General features: G+C 56.4%; 20 protein-coding genes and 1 tRNA gene. 9 read left to right on the top strand and 12 right to left on the bottom strand.

Annotated elements, in window-relative coordinates:
• Positions 1-56 precede the first annotated feature (56 nt).
• Positions 57-290, top strand: a complete 234-nt coding sequence (locus CHH28_RS17605; RefSeq protein WP_094061549.1) for a hypothetical protein — start codon at positions 57-59, stop codon at positions 288-290.
• 67 nt (positions 291-357) lie between these two features.
• On the opposite strand, the gene CHH28_RS17600 is transcribed toward CHH28_RS17605, so the two are convergent.
• The 4 genes from CHH28_RS17600 to arsC are packed head-to-tail and all read right to left on the bottom strand — an operon-like array spanning position 358 to position 2,166.
• Entirely contained in the window at positions 358-804 is a 447-nt protein-coding gene (locus CHH28_RS17600) for a YtoQ family protein (RefSeq protein WP_094061548.1), read from the bottom strand.
• A 9-nt stretch (positions 805-813) separates the two neighbouring features.
• Positions 814-1,179 carry a DUF2069 domain-containing protein gene (locus CHH28_RS17595; RefSeq protein WP_094061547.1) on the bottom strand — a complete coding sequence of 122 codons (366 nt, stop codon included), beginning with the start codon at positions 1,177-1,179 and terminating at the stop codon, positions 814-816.
• A complete protein-coding gene (gene wrbA, locus CHH28_RS17590; RefSeq protein WP_332881243.1) occupies positions 1,176-1,760 on the bottom strand; it encodes an NAD(P)H:quinone oxidoreductase in 585 nt (194 codons plus the stop codon). The genes CHH28_RS17595 and wrbA overlap by 4 nt, the downstream gene beginning before the upstream one ends.
• Positions 1,690-2,166 (bottom strand): arsenate reductase (glutaredoxin), encoded by a 477-nt coding sequence (arsC, locus tag CHH28_RS17585; protein ID WP_332881220.1) that lies wholly within the window; start codon positions 2,164-2,166, stop codon positions 1,690-1,692. The genes wrbA and arsC overlap by 71 nt, the downstream gene beginning before the upstream one ends.
• A 50-nt stretch (positions 2,167-2,216) precedes the next feature.
• Here arsC and CHH28_RS17580 point away from each other — a divergent pair, with 50 nt between their 5' ends.
• Positions 2,217-3,422: a YihY family inner membrane protein gene (locus CHH28_RS17580; protein WP_094061545.1), complete on the top strand. Its 1,206-nt coding sequence runs from the start codon at positions 2,217-2,219 to the stop codon at positions 3,420-3,422.
• Positions 3,423-3,471: 49 nt separating this feature from the next.
• Positions 3,472-4,812: a serine hydrolase domain-containing protein gene (locus tag CHH28_RS17575; RefSeq protein WP_157729990.1), complete on the top strand. Its 1,341-nt coding sequence runs from the start codon at positions 3,472-3,474 to the stop codon at positions 4,810-4,812.
• Here the strand turns inward: CHH28_RS17575 and CHH28_RS17570 are convergent.
• Complete coding sequence (locus CHH28_RS17570) at positions 4,778-5,215, bottom strand: acyl-CoA thioesterase (protein WP_094061543.1); 438 nt, start codon at positions 5,213-5,215, stop codon at positions 4,778-4,780. The genes CHH28_RS17575 and CHH28_RS17570 overlap by 35 nt on opposite strands.
• Before the next feature lie 165 nt (positions 5,216-5,380).
• On the opposite strand from CHH28_RS17570, the gene CHH28_RS17565 reads away from it, so the two are divergent.
• The 3 genes from CHH28_RS17565 (at position 5,381) to CHH28_RS17550 (ending at position 8,494) form a co-directional block, all read left to right on the top strand.
• Positions 5,381-6,721: a DUF3422 family protein gene (locus CHH28_RS17565; RefSeq protein WP_094061542.1), complete on the top strand. Its 1,341-nt coding sequence runs from the start codon at positions 5,381-5,383 to the stop codon at positions 6,719-6,721.
• 182 nt (positions 6,722-6,903) lie between these two features.
• Positions 6,904-7,659, top strand: coding sequence for a hypothetical protein (locus CHH28_RS17555; protein WP_094061540.1), 756 nt, complete (start codon positions 6,904-6,906; stop codon positions 7,657-7,659).
• Complete coding sequence (locus tag CHH28_RS17550; RefSeq protein ID WP_094061539.1) at positions 7,634-8,494, top strand: hypothetical protein; 861 nt, start codon at positions 7,634-7,636, stop codon at positions 8,492-8,494. Before CHH28_RS17555 ends, CHH28_RS17550 begins: the two co-directional genes overlap by 26 nt.
• Here the strand turns inward: CHH28_RS17550 and CHH28_RS17545 are convergent.
• The 6 genes from CHH28_RS17545 to purM form a co-directional block, all read right to left on the bottom strand.
• The gene (locus tag CHH28_RS17545) at positions 8,478-10,142 is read right to left on the bottom strand and encodes a DUF885 family protein (RefSeq protein WP_094061538.1); all 1,665 of its coding nucleotides are present in this window, start codon (positions 10,140-10,142) and stop codon (positions 8,478-8,480) included. The two genes, CHH28_RS17550 and CHH28_RS17545, sit on opposite strands and share 17 nt — an antisense overlap.
• A gap of 166 nt (positions 10,143-10,308) precedes the next feature.
• Positions 10,309-10,384, bottom strand: a tRNA-Asn gene (locus CHH28_RS17540).
• Positions 10,385-10,499: 115 nt separating this feature from the next.
• A complete protein-coding gene (gene dcd / locus CHH28_RS17535; RefSeq protein WP_094061537.1) occupies positions 10,500-11,081 on the bottom strand; it encodes a dCTP deaminase in 582 nt (193 codons plus the stop codon).
• Between the two features lie 89 nt (positions 11,082-11,170).
• Positions 11,171-11,926: a DUF3108 domain-containing protein gene (locus CHH28_RS17530; RefSeq protein WP_094061536.1), complete on the bottom strand. Its 756-nt coding sequence runs from the start codon at positions 11,924-11,926 to the stop codon at positions 11,171-11,173.
• 56 nt (positions 11,927-11,982) lie between these two features.
• Complete coding sequence (gene purN, locus CHH28_RS17525) at positions 11,983-12,657, bottom strand: phosphoribosylglycinamide formyltransferase (RefSeq protein ID WP_094061535.1); 675 nt, start codon at positions 12,655-12,657, stop codon at positions 11,983-11,985.
• Positions 12,654-13,703, bottom strand: coding sequence for a phosphoribosylformylglycinamidine cyclo-ligase (gene purM / locus CHH28_RS17520; protein ID WP_094061534.1), 1,050 nt, complete (start codon positions 13,701-13,703; stop codon positions 12,654-12,656). The genes purN and purM overlap by 4 nt, the downstream gene beginning before the upstream one ends.
• Positions 13,704-14,030: 327 nt before the next feature.
• Here purM and CHH28_RS17515 point away from each other — a divergent pair, with 327 nt between their 5' ends.
• Positions 14,031-15,059 (top strand): DUF2066 domain-containing protein, encoded by a 1,029-nt coding sequence (locus CHH28_RS17515; RefSeq protein WP_094061533.1) that lies wholly within the window; start codon positions 14,031-14,033, stop codon positions 15,057-15,059.
• On the top strand, positions 15,044-15,754 hold the full coding sequence (gene hda / locus CHH28_RS17510) for a DnaA regulatory inactivator Hda (protein WP_094061532.1): 711 nt from the start codon (positions 15,044-15,046) through the stop codon (positions 15,752-15,754). The genes CHH28_RS17515 and hda overlap by 16 nt, the downstream gene beginning before the upstream one ends.
• Before the next feature lie 96 nt (positions 15,755-15,850).
• Here hda and CHH28_RS17505 read toward each other — a convergent pair whose 3' ends face one another.
• Positions 15,851-17,032 (bottom strand): pyridoxal phosphate-dependent aminotransferase, encoded by a 1,182-nt coding sequence (locus tag CHH28_RS17505; RefSeq protein WP_094061531.1) that lies wholly within the window; start codon positions 17,030-17,032, stop codon positions 15,851-15,853.
• 165 nt (positions 17,033-17,197) lie between these two features.
• On the opposite strand from CHH28_RS17505, the gene uvrB reads away from it, so the two are divergent.
• Positions 17,198-19,234 (top strand): excinuclease ABC subunit UvrB, encoded by a 2,037-nt coding sequence (gene uvrB / locus CHH28_RS17500; RefSeq protein WP_094061530.1) that lies wholly within the window; start codon positions 17,198-17,200, stop codon positions 19,232-19,234.

Below are 19,234 nucleotides of genomic sequence, written 5' to 3'. Positions count from 1 at the left end.
TGGCGCGACACAGCTACAATGGCGGCGACAAAACGACACTTATGTTGAGATGAGCTATGGAACAAATTGAACGTGACTTTTACGCCCGCGATGCCGAAGACCAGCAAGCGTTTTTAACGCAAACTTGGTGTAACGAGTGTATGGAGGCCGACTTGGGTATGAAAGAGCCGCGTGAATACGAGGTCGACGGCGTCATTTATATCGAAGGCCAGTGCGTTAAGTGCAGCGCTCCTGTGTTCACAGAAATTGCCGACGAAGACACCGACGGCGATTGGGACGACGAAGCCTAATACAATGGCTTGGGCTGAGCCCAAGCCCATTTGATCGGCAATAAAACAGCAGCCAGAGGCTGCTTTTTTATTGGTCGCGATGAATGTAGCTTAAGATATCGACCACTTGCTGCGGCGTTTCACACACCGCTAGTGCGGCAGCGTCGACTTCCTTCAGCGGGTGAGTCAGCGACGGGTCGTGCTGAACGATCAAGGACTTGCCTAATGCGGCGGCGTAGCCGGCATCAAAAGCAGCGTTCCATTGTTTGTATTGATCGCCAAAGCGCACCACCACAATGTCGGCATCGCCAATCAATTTGCGTGTGCGCAGGGCATTGATCTTGGCGGCTTTGTGGTCTTTCCAAAAATTGGAAGCTTCGGCGCCAAGAATATCGTCACCGCAATCGTCGCTGGCGCCATGGTTGGTGTTGGGGCCGGTCAGTGTGACGTCTAGGCCTGCAGCCTTAACTCCTTCGGCAATGGCATCGCGCCAGTTGCTGTGGATTTCTCCCGACAAATAAACGTTCAGTTGCATTGCGATCTCTCAAGTATTGTGGGTGGTGGATTGCTCGGCTTTGGCCCAGCGGGTAAACAGCATGCTGCTCAGAAATAACCCCAATGAGGCCAGAATCATCAACGGACTGGCGCCAACGCCGACGATGATGGCGAAGGCCAAAATGGCGACATACGACAGCCAAGCGCTGGCCTTGTGTGAGCGTTGCCACAAGCCCGGTATGAACAGCAATAGGGGCAATACTTTAAATAACCACCAGAGCACACCGACGGCATAATCACCCAAGCTATCGACATGTGCCGGTGGGTTGCTGAGTGTACTGTACAAGGGCAACAGCAGCATCAATACATAGCAGGTGAGCATGGCGCGATACGCCAGCTGCGTATTGCGACTCACAGGCTGTCTCCTGGCGCGTTTTTAGTGCTGTGTTGTTGGTCAGCGGCGAGGCGCAGCGCCAGTGTTGCAACGCGCTTACCTTGCGCCTGGCACAGGGCGGTTTCCGCTTCCGTCAGTGGTCTCTGCCCCTCGGTGCCGGACCAATGGCTAGCGCCATACGGGGTGCCGCCGGCGTCGGTGGTGAGCAGTTCGGCTTCCCGATAGGGCAGGCCAGCGAACACCATGCCATGATGCAGCAGCGGCATGGCCATGGTCAGTAAGGTACTTTCCTGACCGCCATGCAACGACGACGATGCAGTAAACACGCCGGCCGGTTTATCGATCAAGGCGCCGGTCAGCCACAGGCTGCTGGTGCTGTCGAGAAAGTACTTCAGCGGCGCGGCCATATTGCCAAAGCGCGTTGGGCTGCCCAGTACCAAGCCATGGCAATGCTTTAAATCGTCCATGTTGCAATAGACAGCGCCATCATCCGGCACGCTAGGCTCACTGGCGTCGCAGTTTGCCGATACCTCAGGCACAGTGCGCAGCCGCGCTTCTATGCCACTGATGTGTTCGACGCCGCGAGCAATGTGTTGTGCCATGGCGGCGGTTTTGCCGTGACGGCTGTAATACAGCACCAGCACATAAGGCGTGGCCATTACACGATCTCCAGCACGTCTTCGGGGGGCGGCCGATGCGCGCGGCATCGCCATGGATGACAATCGGGCGCTCAATCAACTTGGGGTATTGCACCATGGCGGCAATGACTTGCTCGTCAGTTAACTGCTCGTTGTCCAGACCAGCTTCTTTGTACTCGGCTTCTTTGCGGCGCAGCAGCTGTCGCGGCGACATGTTGAGTTTGCTGAGCACACTGTGCAGCTCTGCGGCGGTGGGCGGTGTTTTCAGATATTCCACCACCACAGGCTCGATGCCTTGCTCCTGTAACAGTGCCAGGGTCTGGCGCGACTTGCTGCAGCGAGGATTGTGATAGATCTGGATTTCGCTCATGCTTCTTCCTGCGGTTGGAAAATTGACGCCCTAGTTTAACAAGGAATGACATGAAAGACGTGATCCGCTGGTGGCGCTCCTTTTGCCACATCTTACTGTCTACCGTGCAGCGTTTTGAGGCGACCGAGCGGCGCCGCGATGCCGGGGCGCTGACCTACACCACGCTGTTTGCATTGGTGCCGGTGATAACCGTCAGCTACTCCATTTTAAGCGCCATTCCTGCGCTGCAAACCTGGGGAGAGCAAGCCAATCAGCAGCTGTTAGCTTACGTTATGCCAGAAGGCAGCGACGTGATCTCTGGCTACTTGCAGCAGTTCAGCAGTCAGGCGCGAAAGCTGACCTGGGTGGGAGCCATTTTCTTATTCGTAACGGCGCTGATGCTGCTACGTACCATCGAGCTGCAGTTCAATCGCATCTGGCAGGTAGAGCGCTCGCGCACGGGCATGAATACCTTTTTTCGCTACTGGGCTGTGTTGACGCTCGGGCCTTTATTATTTGGGGCAGCGTTCGCGGCCAGCTCATTTTTGGCCTCGCTGCCGCTGTGGACGGAAGAAACCGGTTTGTGGCTGGAGGTGGCGGCAATATTACCCTGGCTGTTCAGCAGCGCTGCCATTGCGTGTTTGTATGTGTTGGTGCCCAATTGCCAGGTGCCACTGCCGGCGGCCACGGCGGCGGCCGTGTTGGTAGCGACGATATTTGAAGTCGGTAAATACCTGTTTGCCAACATCATCGGCATGTTTCCTTCTTACCAGCTGATTTATGGTGCCTTTGCTGCGGTGCCGCTGTTTTTGCTGTGGGTGTATTTGTCTTGGAGTTTGATTTTGCTCGGCGCTGAGCTGAGTTATGCCCTGGCACGCGACAATCAGTCAGGGCGCAAGTCACGCAAGTCGCGCACGTCTTACAGCAGCCGCTTGGAAACACGAGTGGCTGTGTTGCAGCAGCTGGCCAGCGCACAGAACGAGCAGCAGTTATTGTCAGAAGACGATCTGCGCTACGCCCAGGCTGAACTAAAGCATTTGCAGCAAGCCACACTGGTCAGTCGCCACAGTGAGCAGGGCTGGGTGTTGCTACCAGATTTGCAGCATGTCAGCATGCAGCAGCTGTGTCAGGACTTGCCGCTGCAGGAACTGCAGCAGCCGGTGGCGGTGCTTCAGCACTGGCAGCAACAGTGGCTGCAACAAGGCGACGCGGCACTGCAGCAGTCTCTGGCGACGGCGCTGGCAGCGACCGCAGAGCAGCCCAATACGCAACACTGACGAGGCGCACACTGACCGCGGCGCAACATTAATAGAGACAGGAGGTCACATGCGTGTGCTAAAACACCTGCTGCTGTTTGTGCTGGCGTTGGCCATGGTGGCCGCGCCACTGATATACCTCAGCCTGGGCCGTACCGTGGTGGCTGGCTACGCGGCGAAAACACTGTGCTCTGGTTTGTGGGTGTCGGGCTTGCCACAGGATTGGCTGCAGCAACAGGCGATTGCGCCAGCGTTGGAGCCGCTGTCTGCCTGGATCGATTACCAGGTCGACGAGTCGGCCCGGCAGGTGAGGGCCAGCGTGCTCGGTTATCAGCGCCAAGCGCGTTTTATCCAAGGCCGTGGCTGTACCTTACTGACAGGCGATAGCGCCTCATTGGCAATTGAGCCGACCGTGCTGGTTGGCAAGGCACAGCGGCCGTTATGGCGACATGAGCCGCATCCAACCCCAGCGTGGTTGGATGCGCTATTGGATCAAGCCTTTGCCGAGCCCGATGATGAGCGTCGTCAGACTCTGGCGATTGCCATTGCGCATCAGGGCAATCTGTTGGTCGAGCGCTATCGCGCGCCGGTGCAGCCAACGACTCCTTTGCTCGGTTGGTCGATGAATAAAAGTCTGCTTGCCAGTTGGGTCGGCGTGCAAGCACATCGAGGCGAGATTCACCCTGACACCCCAGCCAATACCCGCTTTGCACAGCTGCCACCGGAACTGACGTTGCGCCAGCTGTTGCAAATGACCAGCGGCCTGGAGTTTCGCGAGTGGTATCAACCCGGAGATGACGTCACCAATATGCTCTATCACCAAGGTGATATGGCGGCGTTTGTGGCCAGTCGACCGTTGCGACATCGCTCTGGCTACCATTGGGCGTATTCCAGTGGCGACAGCAATCTGGCCATGGCAATCCTGCAGCAATCGATGCGCGAGCCTCTGGATGCGTGGCTGCAGCGCCATGTCTGGCAGCCGTTAGGCATCGTTGGTGCGGTGATGGAGCGCGACGTCAGCGGCACGCTGGTGGCTTCGTCTTACGGCTATATGACCGCCAGGCAATGGCTCAGGGTAGGGCAATGGTGGCTGGATGGCTGGCACCAGCGTGCCAGTAACTTGCCAGATCATTGGATGCAGCAAGCAACCACTGCCAGCGCCAGTAACCCGGACCAACACTATGGCATGGGCTTTTGGCTGAATGGCATCAAAGCCGATGGCAACCGGCGTTTTAATCAGCTGCCTGCAGAGGTGTTTTGGGCCCGAGGTCACGATGGACAATACGTTATGGTATTGCCGCAGCATGAGTTAGTGATTGCTCGCTTTGGTTTGACTCCGGGCAAAAACGACGGGCTAGAAGCCCTTGCCGCGGGTCTTATTCAACACCTTGAGGAAAAAACGCCGCTTTAAACTCTGCTGGCATACGCGCCGGTTTTTGGCTGCTGAGGTTAATGCACACCCAGCGCGTGTGTCCGCTGGCGAGGCGTTTGCCGTCGCTGGCGCGTACGATTTCATAGTGCCGTGTCATGCTTAGGCGGCCGTCCGTGTCACCAATCCAGGTGCCAATTACGAGCTCGTCACCTTGCATCGCAGGCCACCAATAATCGACTTCTGTATGTCGGGCGACCCAAGCAAACCCGATTTGTTGCCAGCGCTCGAATGGCAGCTCTAAGGCTTGGCAATGTGACCAGGCCGCCGCTTCCATCCATTTGGGATACTCACAATTGTTGGCGTGACCGAGCACGTCGATGTGCTCGGCGGTTACCGTTTGAGTCAAGGTGTGAGCGGGAGGGTGAGACCAGGAATAATCCATAGACAGGCAAACGACTTCTGATGCTAATACAGCCTGTATTGCGCCACTTTGTCACGCCAATCTCAAGGGTTGCAGCGCCAAGGGTGTTGTGCCGCAGTTGCAATAGCTTGGCTGTGCGGCAATATGCTGGCTAGAATGCCGAGCCACGTTTAATAGGAAGTCTGCATGAACGACGCGTTATTGGACAGTACGCCAGACATCGCTGCACCGGCGGTATCGCTGAAAGTTCACCCGTGGCGCTCGTCGCTGTATGAAGAGCTGCACAATCGTCCATCCCCGATTATTGAGCGCAACTGTCAGGTGGCGCACTTTACCGTGTTATTGGATGGCAACCGTGACGCCTTGCACGCTCATGTGGTGGATTTGTGTCGACGCTTCAGTGTGCCGGTGCCCGGGCCGGAGTCGTCGTGTCTCTATCAGGACTTCGGTGGCTTTGAATTGCGCTGGGAGCGCCATTTGGAATTTGCCAACTTCACCTTTATTTGCCATCGGGTGGAGCCGTTTGCACAAGACGCGCTGAGTTTTATTCCCAAAGATTGGCTGGCGGCCATGCCCGGCGAACTGCTGGTGGCGGTGAATCTGGCGGTGGTGGACGACGCACCCAGCGAGCAACAGTTACATCACTGGTTCGAAGGGCAGCGCGTTGCCGGCGCTCATGTGGCTGATGGTCTAGCGCAGGTGTGGACTGCCTTTCGACTGCACAGCGATGGCTTTGGCCGCATGGTGGCCCATCGCGGGCAACTGACGGCATACCAATCTGGGCGCATGGTGCAGCGCTTGTTTGAGCTGGAAACTTACCGACTGATGTCGTTGATGGCACTGCCGATTGCCCGGCGCATGGGGCACGAGCTGAGTCCGGTGGAGGCCAATTTGGCCGAGCTGAACCAGCAGATTTCTGACATCAACTCCGAGCGCGATGAGCGCGAGCTGCTGCAAGAGCTGTCGCTGTTGGCTGCCAAGGTCGAGCAGCATCGCAGTGATACCAATTTTCGCTTTGCTGCGGCACTGGCCTATCACGATCTGGTGCTGGATCGTCTGACGCAACTCAAAGAGCAACCGCTCGAGGGCATGCAAGGGCTGCGAGAATTTCTGGAGCGGCGTCTGACGCCGGGCATAAAAACTTGCACCTCGGTGCGAGACCGACTGGAAGATTTGTCGCGACGCATCAATCGCACCACCAGCTTGCTGCGCACTCGGGTGGATTTGTCGATCCAAGAGCAAAACCAACACCTGCTGTCGTCGATGAACCGCCGCAGTCAATTGCAGTTGCGGCTGCAGCAAACGGTCGAAGGTCTGTCGGTGGTCGCCATTGGTTACTACATGCTGTCGTTACTGGGCATTGGTTTTCAGGGCTTGAAGGCCTACGGGCTGGATATCAACAGTGACTTGCTGAAGGGATTGTCACTGCCAGTAGTGCTGGGTTTGGTGTACTGGGGGGTGCACAGTGTGCGCCAGCACATCAGTCGCAGCCACGAGCGGGTAGCGGACGCCGCCGACGAGCGGTAAGCCTTTACCGCTTTGGCGATTCACTGCCGCTACTGAAACTGGTTGTGGCTGCCGATGTGACCGTCAACTTGGTGGCCAAAGCGGCGTGTGATGGCAATGCCATCACCCCGTTACAATCTGGCTCGCCTTTTGCTGGAGTCTGTGGCGGATATTGCCAGTAACAGACAATGAGGCGTGTGCCCATGGACGTGACCACCAACCCCTTGATCACCAGCGCTGCGGCGACAGCGACCTCCGCAGCCAACAACAGTGCTGCGGCTAACACCGACGCCAGTATTGACTCTGAGGCGCCGGCGAACGCTGACTCAGGCAGCGTAGAAGACACGGCCAGCGGCGGCGATGCCATAGCCAACGCCCGCGCATCTTGGTCTGCTGAGCGCTATGCCGACCGACTGCCGCGCAGCTACGCCGATCAGGTGTCTTTGTCCTACAAAAGCCAGCAACTCAGCCAAATCAGCTCCGAATTTTTCTCTGGCACCATTCGCAGCGATCAAATTCCCGCGTTGACCCAGCGTTTGTACGAGGGTGGTCTGATCAACACCGCGGAATACCAGTCGCTGGGCGGTGTTGAGCAAAAAGTGTCAGCGGTCAGCGAGGCGCAATCCTTTCTCAGTCAGCAAATGATGAGTTCGACAGTACAGGCGCAGCCCGAGGTGGAAGCCGGTTTTGCCCAGGTTCTGGATGTGCTGCGCAACATGGACGCAGCGGTAACGCCGCAGGCGCGTCAAGCCGAGCAGCAAGCGATGGCGTTCATCACCGACTACCGCGCTGAGCAAGAAGCCGCCGGTGCCAGTGAGGATCTGCTGCAAGGACTGGATCAGGTGATGGATGTCCTGACAGCGCTGGAAAAAGTACGGAATAACGAACAAGCAACGGGAGCGCTGGCCAGTTATAACAGCGTCCAGGAAGCCTATGACGAATCCACGCAAAGCAACTAAAACAGTCACTCTGCTGCTCACCGCGCTGCTTGCCAGCAATGCTCAAGCGCAATCCGGCCTGCATTGGTTGAGTGAGTCCAGTGGCAAGCCCGACAGCGGCAGTGGTACGGGGTTTGGCAGCAATACCATCAGCCTGACGCTGCCGATTGAACGCGGCGAGCGCGGCGCGGAACAAGTGACCACCGCGTTCCATTTAGATCGCACCGAGTTTCGCTGGAAAGGCGTGAACGCCGCTGACAAAGAGTATTACTGGTTGTCCGTGCCAATCCGCTACCAACAACGCCGCGGCTCGGGGACGTCGTTTATGGTGCGCTTTGAGCCTGGGGTGATGACCGACCTCGATGGCGTCGACTCCGATCACCTAGCGGCTAACTTGGAGCTGGTCGGGCGAACCGACCATCGTCTGGGTTTTTGGCAGTTTGGTGTGGTGGTCGATCGTGAGTTTGGCAATTTTAGCCCGCGGCCGGTATTAGGCGTGGCGCTAAAGACCGCTGGCGGTACAGAAATGTTGCTCGGCTTTCCGCAAACGCGCATTCAGACCCCTTGGGGGCGCGACGTTTCTACTTATCTGCATGCTCGACCAGGTGGCGGTGTATGGCGTGAGAAACACGATGCGCTACCAAAAGAGACGTTCGATGTGGAATACACCAACTGGCGCATTGGCGTCGGGGCTGAGTTTCGCTGGCGCGACAATTGGTGGCTGAATGCCGAGTTGGGTACCTTGCGCAACCGTCAGATTCGCGCCACCGACAGCAGCGGTGGCACCGCCGTCGATGTGAAAGCCACGCCTGGAAGTCATACCTATTGGATGATCGGCGTTAATCTGCGCTTGTAATGCTTCGCAGTGTGTCCAGCGGCAGCGGCCCGCGGCGCAGCAGGCCGCCAACGTCGGTGTTAGTGCTGGCAGTCAGTTGTTGCCATTGCTGCAAGCCGGCAAAGGCGGCAACCGCCGCGGCTGGCTGATCCTGAATGCGCATCAACCAGTGAGCTTGCCACGCCGGTGATAGGTTGCACTGGCTGCTGAGAAAATTCTCTGTCTGACCCTGACTCCAATTAAGCGCGTGGATGCCTGTGTCAACGACGGCTAAGCAGGCATCATTCAACTCACTGAGCACAATGGCACGACGCCAGTCGCTGTGCTGCTTCTCCAGTTGCGGCAGCAGTTGCTGTGCAGCGTAGGCTTGCCAGCCAGCTTCGGTGGCATGGGAGGTGAGCATCGCCGTCTGGTAAGGCTGCGTGGCGTTGTAAAACTGCCAGTGAGCGGCCAACCCACGGCGCAAGCTGGTGGCCATCAATTGATAGTGCGTCATCGCCTGCAAAGCCGTCGGGTTAATGCGGTACTGCCCAGGGCGATAGCGGGCGACATCGGTAAAGGCTTGCACTAAGTCAGGCTCTGCCAGCACCGCCAGGGCTGGCAGCTCGTTGCTGTCCCAGCGGCCTGCCAATGCTTTGGATGCCTGCTCCAATAGAGATTGCTGCGCTTGGATCTGAGCATCAACGTCGCTGATCAGTGGCGCGGCGGCCAGCAAGTCGCTGAAGCGCTGCTCACTGCCCAGTTCTCCGCCTTGCAGCCACTGCTGCTGTAACCGGCGTACCTGCTGAGTCGCCAGGTTGTGCCAGTGCTGGGCATCCCACTGACTGTCGGTGAAATCGTGCAACTGTAATTGGTAATAGCGCAAACCGTCGGGATGTTGGTTTAACGCCGCAAATGCGGGGGCTTGCGCGCGCAGCTGCTGCAGCTCGGCGCGCACAGCGGTTAGAGCGGGGCCAAGTTGTTTGACCAGTGTTCGCTGTAAACGCTGCTGCAGCACACGCTGCGAGCTGGGATACAAATCGAGGCGGGTAATTTTACCCTGAATGTCGGCCCATAGAGGCGAGTGGTGCGCTGCTTTCTCGGCGAAGGGTTGGCCGTCCAGTAGTCGGTCAATGTCGCTGATGGCCAGGTCGAAAGCCGATTGTGGCGGCAAAAAGCGCTGATCGGCTTGTTGCCACTGCTCGCGCCAGCGCACCAGCAGCTCGGCGGCGCCTTGCAGGCGATCGCGATAGTCATACACATCGCTGATGCGCTCCACTGGGTGGTGTGCTATCAAAGTCGTGGGAATGACGCGCTGCCAAGCATTAGGGCCGGTCAGATCGAGGGCCAAGGCGGAAAACGGAGCACTCAACAGCTGTTGCTCCAAGCGGCTGATCAGCGCGTCATAGCGACTCTTTTCATCGTCGGATAAAGCTGCTTGCTCAATGTCGGTCAGCTGTTGTCTGAGTGTTTGCCAGTCTTGCAGTTGCTGCGCTTGGGCTTCGGCTGAGATATCCGCCCATTCAAACTCGCCGTTGTGACCGAGGGTTTGTCGCAGCAAAGGGTCGTTGGCTAGGGTCAGTGTCTGAAACTGTTGCCATGTCGCTTGGAATTGTTCGCTGGCTTGTTGTCGCTGCTGTTGCGAATACTGAGGTGACGGCGTGGCTGTCGGTTTGGTTGGTGTGGTCATGCAGGCACTGATAGCAAGGCATATCGGCACGCTAAGGCAGAGGTTTACAACAGAGTGGCTGAACCGCTTGGACACAATGATCTCCTGAAACAAACGCTGGCGCAGTGTATCAGGGCTGTCGCGGTAGACAATACGTAAGATGTTGAAACAGAAGAGAAAAAAGAAGTGGCTCCCCGAGCTGGACTTGAACCAGCGACCAATAGATTAACAGTCTACTGCTCTACCAACTGAGCTATCGGGGAACTTCGTTGGAACGGGGCGCATTATGTTTATGTGCCCCGTTTGTGTCAACACTTTTTTCTAAAAAAAGTTTCTAACTTGTTGATGTTGTTGGTTTTTTAACCGATTGGGCGTCTGTTAATCCTTGGCGATGCGACTAAACACGGCGCCCTGTTGACCACGATACTTGGCGTCGACGCGTTTGTTGTACGGACGAATGGCAGGGCTGGTGAGGGTTTCAAACGACATGGCACAAATCACCATGCCAGGACGCAGCGCCAGCGGCAGTTTGCCATTGTTGTAGAACTCCAACACGATTTGCCCTTCCCAGCCTGGATCAATGCGCCCGGCGGTTACGTGCACCATCAACCCCAGTCGCGCCAAGGAGCTGCGGCCGTCCAGCCAGCCCACTAAATCGTCAGGAATCTGCACGGCTTCTAGGGTGGCACCGAGTACCAGTTCACCTGGATGAATGAACAAGGCATCGCCTTCGGCAATTTCGATTTCTTTGCTCATGATGCGATCGATGTCGCGCTCTAGCTGGTCGCGATCGCCCGACAGGTCCAGGTGCGTGACCGAGTTGTTGCTGAACACGCGAAAGCGGTGATCGAGGCGCAGATCAACACTGATACCGGCAATGGCTTGTGGAGAGGGCGCTGGTGTGATGCTGATACTACCGTCATTCAGGCGCTGTTCTATGTCGCGGTCGCTGAGTCGCATGCGGGGGTCCTATGGCAAATCTGTGCGGTGGCGCAGTGTAACCGAGGGCCGCAGGCGCGTCAGCTGCCAGACAGGAAAAACCTGCGTGGTTATTGCTCGTCAGGCTCATTGGCGCTGAGCGGCTGCATGTCGATGCGTTGCAGGTCGATCTGGTAGCGCTTTTTACCGTCTTTTCGATCGACCAAGCGTACCAGTGTGTAATTGTGTTGTTTGGAGAACCAGGCAAATATCTGGCGTTTGTTGCTGCTGCGCAGCTGCTGGACTTTGACCGTGGCTAAGGGGCCGATGGCGGTCTCCAGCGTTTCTTCGGCCACTACGGCAAAGCGAAAGACCTTGCTTTTGTTTTTTTCAAACACCGGATAGGCAAACTCTTGCGCGCCTGCGGCCAAATCGAGGGCAGCTTGCTGCATGTACGTCAGATTATCGTGCGGTGCAATCAACGGGCCGTCGTCTTCTAGGGCAATCCAGCCGTTGCTGTAGATTTTGTCGTCCAACTCAGCATCCATGACACGTTGCTGGGTGTGATCAAAAGACAGTGTGCGGTCGTTTTCGTTGAATAAGCCACTGGCGCGATACTGATAGTGTTGTGGCCATAGGCGGCCGTTGGCATAGGACAACACCGAGGTTTCAGTCAGTGCCGCGGCGCCGGTTTCGGCATGGAAAGATAACTGCCATTGGTTGTCCGGCAGCTGCTTGAGGGTGCGTTGCGCGTCGATGTCGATGCTGAACCAGCCCACTTTCCATTCTGTGGTGTAGTCAGCCTGATAAGGAATGAGCGTGGCATCGGCCATTGACCAGCCGCTGAGCAGCAGCAAACACAAACTTGTTAGGTAGCGATGGAACATGGGCACCTCCGTATGAGGCGCCCACTATAGCGTCACCGCACAGGCTTGGCGACGGCTTAGCTGGTCAATACCACGCCAGTGGCTGGAAGCTGTGTTCCATCCAAAAACGCGGCTTTGCCATCGGTGCTCAGGCGGCCTTGCACACACCATTTGACTGCTATGGGGTAGATCACATGCTCTTGCTGCTGCACTCGTGCACGCAAGCTATCGACACTGTCACCATCGTAAATAGGCACTTCGGCTTGGATGGCATTGGGGCCGCCATCCAACTCTTCGGTGACAAAGTGCACCGTAACGCCGTGTTTGGCATCGCCATTATCCAACGCTCGCTGATGGGTGTTGAGGCCCGGGTAGTGCGGCAGCAACGACGGATGAATGTTGAGCATGCGGCCTTGGTAGCGGCGCACAAAGTCCGCCGTTAGGATGCGCATAAAGCCCGCCAGAACGATCAGGTCAGGCTGATACTCATCAATGGCGCGCATCAGCGCCACGTCAAACTCTTCGCGACTGGCAAATTGCGTGTGATCGACCAGCTGCGTTTGCAGATCGCGGTCTTTGGCTTTTTGCAAGCCGGCGACGTCCGGACGGTTGCTGATTACCGCTGCGATGTCGGCGTCGATATCACCTTTGCGCACCTGATCGGCAATGGCTTCCATATTGCTGCCACTGCCAGAGATCAGAATCACCAGGCGAGGTTTTTCTTCCTGCTCGGCGCTGCGTTCTTCAATCATGCACGCTGGCCCACAAATTCAACGGCGTCTTCGCCGTCGGCGCGACTTGCCAGTTCACCAATAATCCACGACTGCTCGCCTTCGGCGTTAAGCAGTGCCACCGCGGCATCGGCTTTGTCTTCTGGTACCGCGATGATCATGCCAACACCGCAGTTAAAGGTGCGGAACATCTCTGCAGTGGCGACATTGCCCTGCTGTTGCAGCCAGTTAAAGACCGCAGGCCATTGCCAGCTGTTGGTGTCGATAACGGCTTTGCAACCGTCTGGCAAAACACGAGGAATGTTTTCTTGAAAGCCGCCACCGGTAATGTGCGAAAGGGCGTGCACATCGCTGGCGTTGATCAGCTTGAGGACCGAGCGCACATAAATGCGTGTCGGTGCCATCAGAGCATCGGCAATACTGTGGCCATCGAGGTCGGCACTGAGGTCAGCGCCGGCGACATCAATGATTTTACGAATCAGCGAATAGCCATTGGAGTGTGGGCCGCTGGAGGCCAGAGCGATCAGTTTGTCGCCGGCTTGCACTTTGCTGCCATCGATCAGCTGATCTTTTTCCGCGATACCTACGCAGAAACCGGCTAAGTCGTAATCTTCGCCCTCGTACATGCCTGGCATTTCGGCCGTTTCGCCGCCTACCAAAGAGGCGCCTGCTTGTTCACAGCCTACGCCGATGCCTTCGACCACCGCCGCTGCAACATCCACGTTCAATTGGCCAGTGGCGTAGTAGTCGAGGAAAAACAGCGGCTCAGCGCCTGCCACTACCAGGTCGTTGACGCACATGGCGACTAGGTCGATACCGATGGTGTCGTGCTTGTTGAGGTCCATCGCCAGGCGCAACTTGGTGCCGACGCCGTCGGTTCCAGACACCAGTACCGGCTGCTGGTAGCCTTGCGGCAATTCAAACAATGCGCCGAAGCCGCCAAGGCCAGCCAGTACTTCCGGGCGACGGGTGCGCTTGGCCACCCCCTTGATGCGCTCAACCAGCGCATTGCCAGCATCAATATCGACGCCAGCATCTTTGTAACTGAGGGACTGTTTTTCACTCATGCGGATGTACTCGTAGATTCGGCCCTGGCGGGGCCCGGTTAACCGGCGAGCCCTGTTGCACGTGTGCCAGCAGGGCCAAAATTGGCGCGTATTCTAACGATTTGTCCGTCGCGCTGCATCCCGGCTGGCAGGATTCGTCGCCATATCCGCCAGATAAATGTGCCGTTTATCTGATTGGCGTTCAAAAACTCAACAAAGCTGATGAGGTGGTCAAGTTGTGTGGCGTTCAACGGCGATTGAAAGGCGAGCGGATGTGACAAAGGTACTGGTTAAATTTACACGTCGTGGCAAAATAGCCGCTCAATTTGAGCAGCTGGGAGCCGATGCGTGCGAATCGCAGCGCTACTCACCGTTATTGCCAGCCTGTGGGTGCTTTGGATTGCACCGGCGCAGGCCGTCTCCGTGTCTGGCCTGTATGAGGCCAACGTCATGGTGGAAGATCAATCCGACGCCAGTCGTCGCCAGGGGCTGGGGCAGGCGTTGCAGCAAGTGTTGGTGAAAGTGTCCGGCAGTCGTGATGCCATTGCCAGCAAAGCGCTACAACCGACGCTGGCCGACCCGCAACGCTTGGTGGAAAGCTTCAGTTACACACGCGATCCTGTCGACGATGCGCTGCTGCTGCAGGTGCGTTTTGCCAGTCATTTAATTGATCAGGCGCTGGTGCAAGCACAGTTGCCCGTTTGGGGGCGCTCGCGGCCGTTGGTGCTGGTCTGGCAAGCGGTGGAAGATGGCCCATTAAGGTTGCTGCTGGGACAAGACGCCTCGCTGTGGCGGGTGCAAGGCGACCGTGCCATGGCGGAACGTGGTTTGCCAGTATTGTGGCCAACACTGGATTTGCAGGATGAGTTGGCACTGCCGGTGGAGGCCGTGTGGGGGCTATTTAGCGATCGCATTGAAAGTGCCAGTGAGCGCTATCGCAGCGATGCAGTGTTGGCTGGTCGTTTATCTGCCGTGGCCGGCCAGTGGCGCTACAGCGGCCAACTTTGGCATCAACAGCGTTGGCAGCCGGTCAGTGCGGTGGCGGGTAATGCCGCCGATGCCATGCGTTTGGTGGCGGATGTGGTGGCCGATCGTTTTGCCAGCCAGTATGCGGTGCGGCGTCAGGTAACCGCAGACAACGGCTTTTTACTGCTGGTCAATGGCGTGCGCCAGTTTGCCGACTACCAAGCATTGCTTAATTATTTGAAAGCCAACGTCGCCATCGACGATGCTCAGGTGGTGCGTGTCGATGGCGATCAATTGCAGCTGAAACTGCAGTTAGCTGCCCCTTGGGCGCAGGTATGGGGCGTGTTATCACTGGATAACCGTTTACAGCAAACCGGTCAGCCTGGGGTGGTAGAGTGGCTAAATCCGTAACACATCATCAACAACTGACGTTGTCGGTATCGCTGCGCGACGACGCACGCTTTGCCAATTTCTACGATGGCCCTAATGCGCAAGTGGTGCAGTCACTGCAGCAGCAATGGACGGTGAATGGCGAGCCTTATTTGTATCTTTGGGGCAGTGCCGGCGTTGGCTGCAGCCATTTATTGCAAGCGGCGTGTCACTATGCCGAGGGTTTGGGTCATCAAAGTGTCTATCTGCCGTTAGATGAGCTAGCGCAGTACAGCCCTGAAGTGCTGGACGGTTTGGACCAATTGCCGTTGGTAGCGCTGGACAACTTGCAGGCGGTGGCCGGGCGCAGCGATTGGGAAGAAGCCTTATTCCATCTGTTTAACCGCATTCGTGATCGGCAAAGCCATTTACTGATCGCCGCCGATGCCGCGCCGACCCGAGTCGGGGTGGCATTGCCAGATTTATCCTCGCGCCTGAGTTGGGGCATGGTCTACCAAGTTGAGCCGCTGGAACAAAACGATTTGGTTCAAGCCGTGCTGCTGCGCGCTCATCGTCGTGGTTTGAATGTCAGTGAGGAAGTAGCGCGCTTTTTGGTGACGCGTGGGCCGCAAGACACGCAAGGGCTGTTTGATGTGCTGGAAAGACTCGATCAGGCATCGCTCTGTGCGCAGCGCCGTTTGACCATTCCATTTATTAAAGAAACCTTGGACTGGTAAGCTCGGCATTCTTAAACTGAGCGCAATAAAAAAGCCGATGCATTTGCATCGGCTTTTTTGCTTCGCGCCAGCTCGGTGCTACAGCGAGCTCAGCACTCAGCTCAGTGCGGCTTTCAGGCGGGCAATGGCGTTTTCCAGCACTTCCATTGAGGTGGCGTAGGACAGGCGCATGTGCCCTGGCGTGCCAAAAGCTGAGCCAGGCACTAATGCCACCTCTGCTTCGTTAAGCAGCTTTTCGGCAAAATCCACATCGCTGTCGATACCAGCCGCTTGCATCGCGCCCTTAAAACTAGGGAAGGCATAGAAAGTACCGTCGCTGTTGATGCATTCCACACCCGGCAGCTCATTCAGTGCCGCGACCACATAATCGTGACGCTGTTTAAACGCTTTGAGCATATCGGCGACGCAGGTTTGATCACCATTTAAGGCGGCCGTTGCTGCCACTTGAGCAATGGAGGTGGGGTTGGAGGTACTTTGCGACTGAATCTTCTTCATCGCACCCACCAGCTTGGCCGGGCCACCGACATAGCCGATGCGCCAACCTGTCATGCTGTAGGCTTTGGATACGCCGTTCATCACCAAAGTGCGCTCGTACAGCTCTGGGCAAACGGTGACGATGTTGTGGAAGCCACCCTCGGCCCACAAAATGTGTTCGTACATATCATCGGTAGCAATCAGCACTTGCGGGTGCTGCAGCAATACCTCGGCCAAGGCTTTCAACTCGCTCTCGGTGTAAGCCACACCCGATGGATTGGATGGGCTGTTCAACACCACCAAACGAGTTTTGGCGGTGATGGCTTGCTGCAATTGCTCTGGCGTGATTTTAAAGCGCGATGCTTGGTCGGTTTCAATCACCACAGGCACGCCTTCGGCGATTTTCACCATGTCAGGGTAAGACACCCAATACGGCGCTGGAATCACCACCTCATCACCTGGGTTGAGCAGTGCTAATGCCAGGTTAAAAAAGCTTTGCTTACCGCCGCACGACACCAAAATTTGATTGGCCTGGTAGTCCAGCCCTTGATCGCGTTTGAATTTGTCGATGATGGCTTGTTTTAACGCGGGGGTGCCATCGACGGCGGTGTATTTGGTAAAGCCATTATTGATTGCGTCAATGGCCGCCTGCTTAATGTGCTCCGGGGTATCGAAGTCCGGTTCACCGGCGCCCAGGCCGATAATGTCTTTGCCAGCCGCTCGCAGCTCGGCAGCACGATTGGTTACTGCCAGCGTAGGGGAAGGCTTGATCTGTTGAACGCGATCAGACAATTGCAGGTCCAAAGTGTGTATCCTCTTTGACGCAGTGGGTGAGACAGCCTCGGCCTGGGCAAACAATGAGCGTCAGGTCATTGGTCTGCAGCGGCCGTTTGCAGGTCATGAGACGTCGCGGCTGCCAGCAAAAAAACCGTATAATCTTAAACCATATTCTGTACTACTGGAATCCTGATGAGCAAAGCATTCGAACTGTCTTCCAAGTACCAACCAGCGGGCGATCAGCCAACGGCGATTGAACAGCTGGTCAAAGGTATTGATGCCGGTCTGTTAAAGCAAACCTTACTGGGGGTAACGGGTTCCGGTAAAACGTACACCATGGCCAACGTCATTCAACGCTGTGGCCGCCCGGCCATTGTGATGGCCCATAACAAAACGCTGGCGGCGCAATTGTACGGCGAATTTAAGGAATTTTTTCCGAACAATTCCGTCGAGTATTTTGTTTCTTATTATGATTATTATCAGCCTGAGGCGTATGTACCCTCGTCGGATACCTTTATCGACAAAGACGCCTCGGTCAATGAGCACATTGAGCAAATGCGTTTGTCTGCGACCAAGGCGCTGATGGAGCGCCGTGATGCCATTATCGTGGCAACGGTATCGGCGATTTACGGTTTGGGCGACCCGGACTCGTATTTAAAGATGATGCTGCATTTGGTGCGTGGCGATCAAATTGACCAACGCAGCATTTTGCGCCGCTTGGCCGAGCTGCAGTACACCCGCAACGACATGGACTTTCACCGCGGCACGTATCGCGTGCGCGGCGAAGTTATCGATGTATTTCCGGCAGAATCCGATGAAGAAGCCATCCGCATTGAATTGTTTGACGACGAAGTGGAGCAACTATCCAGTTTCGACCCGCTCACCGGTGAAGTGCTCAGTCGCTTGGCGCGCGTCACTATTTATCCGAAAACCCACTACGTCACCCCTAGGCAGCGCATTTTAGACGCCATTGATGGCATTAAATTGGAATTGGAACAACGGCTGACCTATTACCGTGATAACAATTTGCTGGTCGAAGCTCAGCGCTTGGAGCAGCGCACCAAATACGACATTGAGATGATGCAGGAGCTGGGTTACTGCTCTGGCATCGAAAACTATTCACGCTATTTGTCAGGCCGCGGCGAAGGCGAAGCGCCACCGACCTTATTTGATTACGTCCCCGACGATGCTTTGGTGTTTGTGGACGAATCCCACGTGACGATTCCGCAAATTGGTGCCATGTACCGCGGCGACCGCTCGCGCAAAGAGACGCTGGTGCAGTTTGGTTTTCGTCTACCGTCGGCGCTGGATAATCGCCCCATGCGTTTTGAAGAGTGGGAGTCAATCGTCCCACAATGTGTATTTGTCTCTGCCACCCCCGGCGCTTATGAAAATGAACATCAAGACCAAGTGGTTGAGCAAGTGGTGCGCCCCACTGGGCTGGTGGACCCTTTGATGGAAGTGCGCCCGGCCACGGGCCAGGTGGACGATGTGTTGCACGAAGTGAACGAGCGCGCGGCACAAGGTGAGCGCATTTTGATCACTGTGCTGACCAAGCGTATGGCGGAAGACCTCACCGAGTTTTTGCTGGAGCAAAATGTGCGCGTGCGTTATCTGCACTCCGACATTGATACCGTAGAACGGGTAGAGATTATTCGTGATCTGCGCTTGGGTGAGTTTGACGTATTGGTTGGTATTAACTTACTGCGTGAAGGTCTGGATATTCCCGAAGTCTCTCTGGTGGCTATTTTTGACGCCGATAAAGAAGGATTTTTGCGCTCAGAGCGCTCGTTAATTCAGACCATTGGACGGGCGGCGCGGAACCTCAACGGTAAGGCGATTTTGTACGCTGATCGCGTGACGGATGCGATGCAAAAAGCGATGGACGAAACCGAACGCCGCCGCGAAAAACAAGTGCGCTTTAACGAAGAGCACGGCATCACCCCGCAAGGGGTGAAAAAATCGGTGGAAGACATTCTGGAAGCTGCGCCGCCACCGGGTAAAAAAGGCAAAGGCCGCGGTAAGAATAAAACACGCAAAGTGGCGGAGGAGGCTGCTGCCTACGGCGATGATGATTGGCGCAGCTTAAATGCCAGCGAGTTGGTTAAACGTGTCAGTGAAGTGGAGGATAAAATGTTTAAAGCAGCAAAAGACCTGAACTTCGAAGAAGCGGCGCGCTGGCGTGATTTACTGCATGATATGAAGCAGGGTGTGATTACCAACAGCTGA

It is taken from the genome of Bacterioplanes sanyensis, assembly GCF_002237535.1.
In the GTDB taxonomy this organism is placed as follows: domain Bacteria; phylum Pseudomonadota; class Gammaproteobacteria; order Pseudomonadales; family Oceanobacteraceae; genus Bacterioplanes; species Bacterioplanes sanyensis_A.
This window is presented reverse-complemented; position numbering and strand designations above follow the sequence as displayed.

Coding starts and splice junctions, on each gene's coding strand:
- CHH28_RS17605 (WP_094061549.1), top strand. CDS start 57: ATGGAACAAATTGAACGTGACTTTTACGCCCGCGATGCCGAAGACCAG.
- CHH28_RS17600 (WP_094061548.1), bottom strand. CDS start 804: ATGCAACTGAACGTTTATTTGTCGGGAGAAATCCACAGCAACTGGCGC.
- wrbA (WP_332881243.1), bottom strand. CDS start 1,760: ATGGCACAACACATTGCTCGCGGCGTCGAACACATCAGTGGCATAGAA.
- arsC (WP_332881220.1), bottom strand. CDS start 2,166: ATGAGCGAAATCCAGATCTATCACAATCCTCGCTGCAGCAAGTCGCGC.
- CHH28_RS17580 (WP_094061545.1), top strand. CDS start 2,217: ATGAAAGACGTGATCCGCTGGTGGCGCTCCTTTTGCCACATCTTACTG.
- CHH28_RS17575 (WP_157729990.1), top strand. CDS start 3,472: ATGCGTGTGCTAAAACACCTGCTGCTGTTTGTGCTGGCGTTGGCCATG.
- CHH28_RS17570 (WP_094061543.1), bottom strand. CDS start 5,215: ATGGATTATTCCTGGTCTCACCCTCCCGCTCACACCTTGACTCAAACG.
- CHH28_RS17565 (WP_094061542.1), top strand. CDS start 5,381: ATGAACGACGCGTTATTGGACAGTACGCCAGACATCGCTGCACCGGCG.
- CHH28_RS17555 (WP_094061540.1), top strand. CDS start 6,904: ATGGACGTGACCACCAACCCCTTGATCACCAGCGCTGCGGCGACAGCG.
- CHH28_RS17550 (WP_094061539.1), top strand. CDS start 7,634: ATGACGAATCCACGCAAAGCAACTAAAACAGTCACTCTGCTGCTCACC.
- CHH28_RS17545 (WP_094061538.1), bottom strand. CDS start 10,142: ATGACCACACCAACCAAACCGACAGCCACGCCGTCACCTCAGTATTCG.
- dcd (WP_094061537.1), bottom strand. CDS start 11,081: ATGCGACTCAGCGACCGCGACATAGAACAGCGCCTGAATGACGGTAGT.
- CHH28_RS17530 (WP_094061536.1), bottom strand. CDS start 11,926: ATGTTCCATCGCTACCTAACAAGTTTGTGTTTGCTGCTGCTCAGCGGC.
- purN (WP_094061535.1), bottom strand. CDS start 12,657: ATGATTGAAGAACGCAGCGCCGAGCAGGAAGAAAAACCTCGCCTGGTG.
- purM (WP_094061534.1), bottom strand. CDS start 13,703: ATGAGTGAAAAACAGTCCCTCAGTTACAAAGATGCTGGCGTCGATATT.
- uvrB (WP_094061530.1), top strand. CDS start 17,198: ATGAGCAAAGCATTCGAACTGTCTTCCAAGTACCAACCAGCGGGCGAT.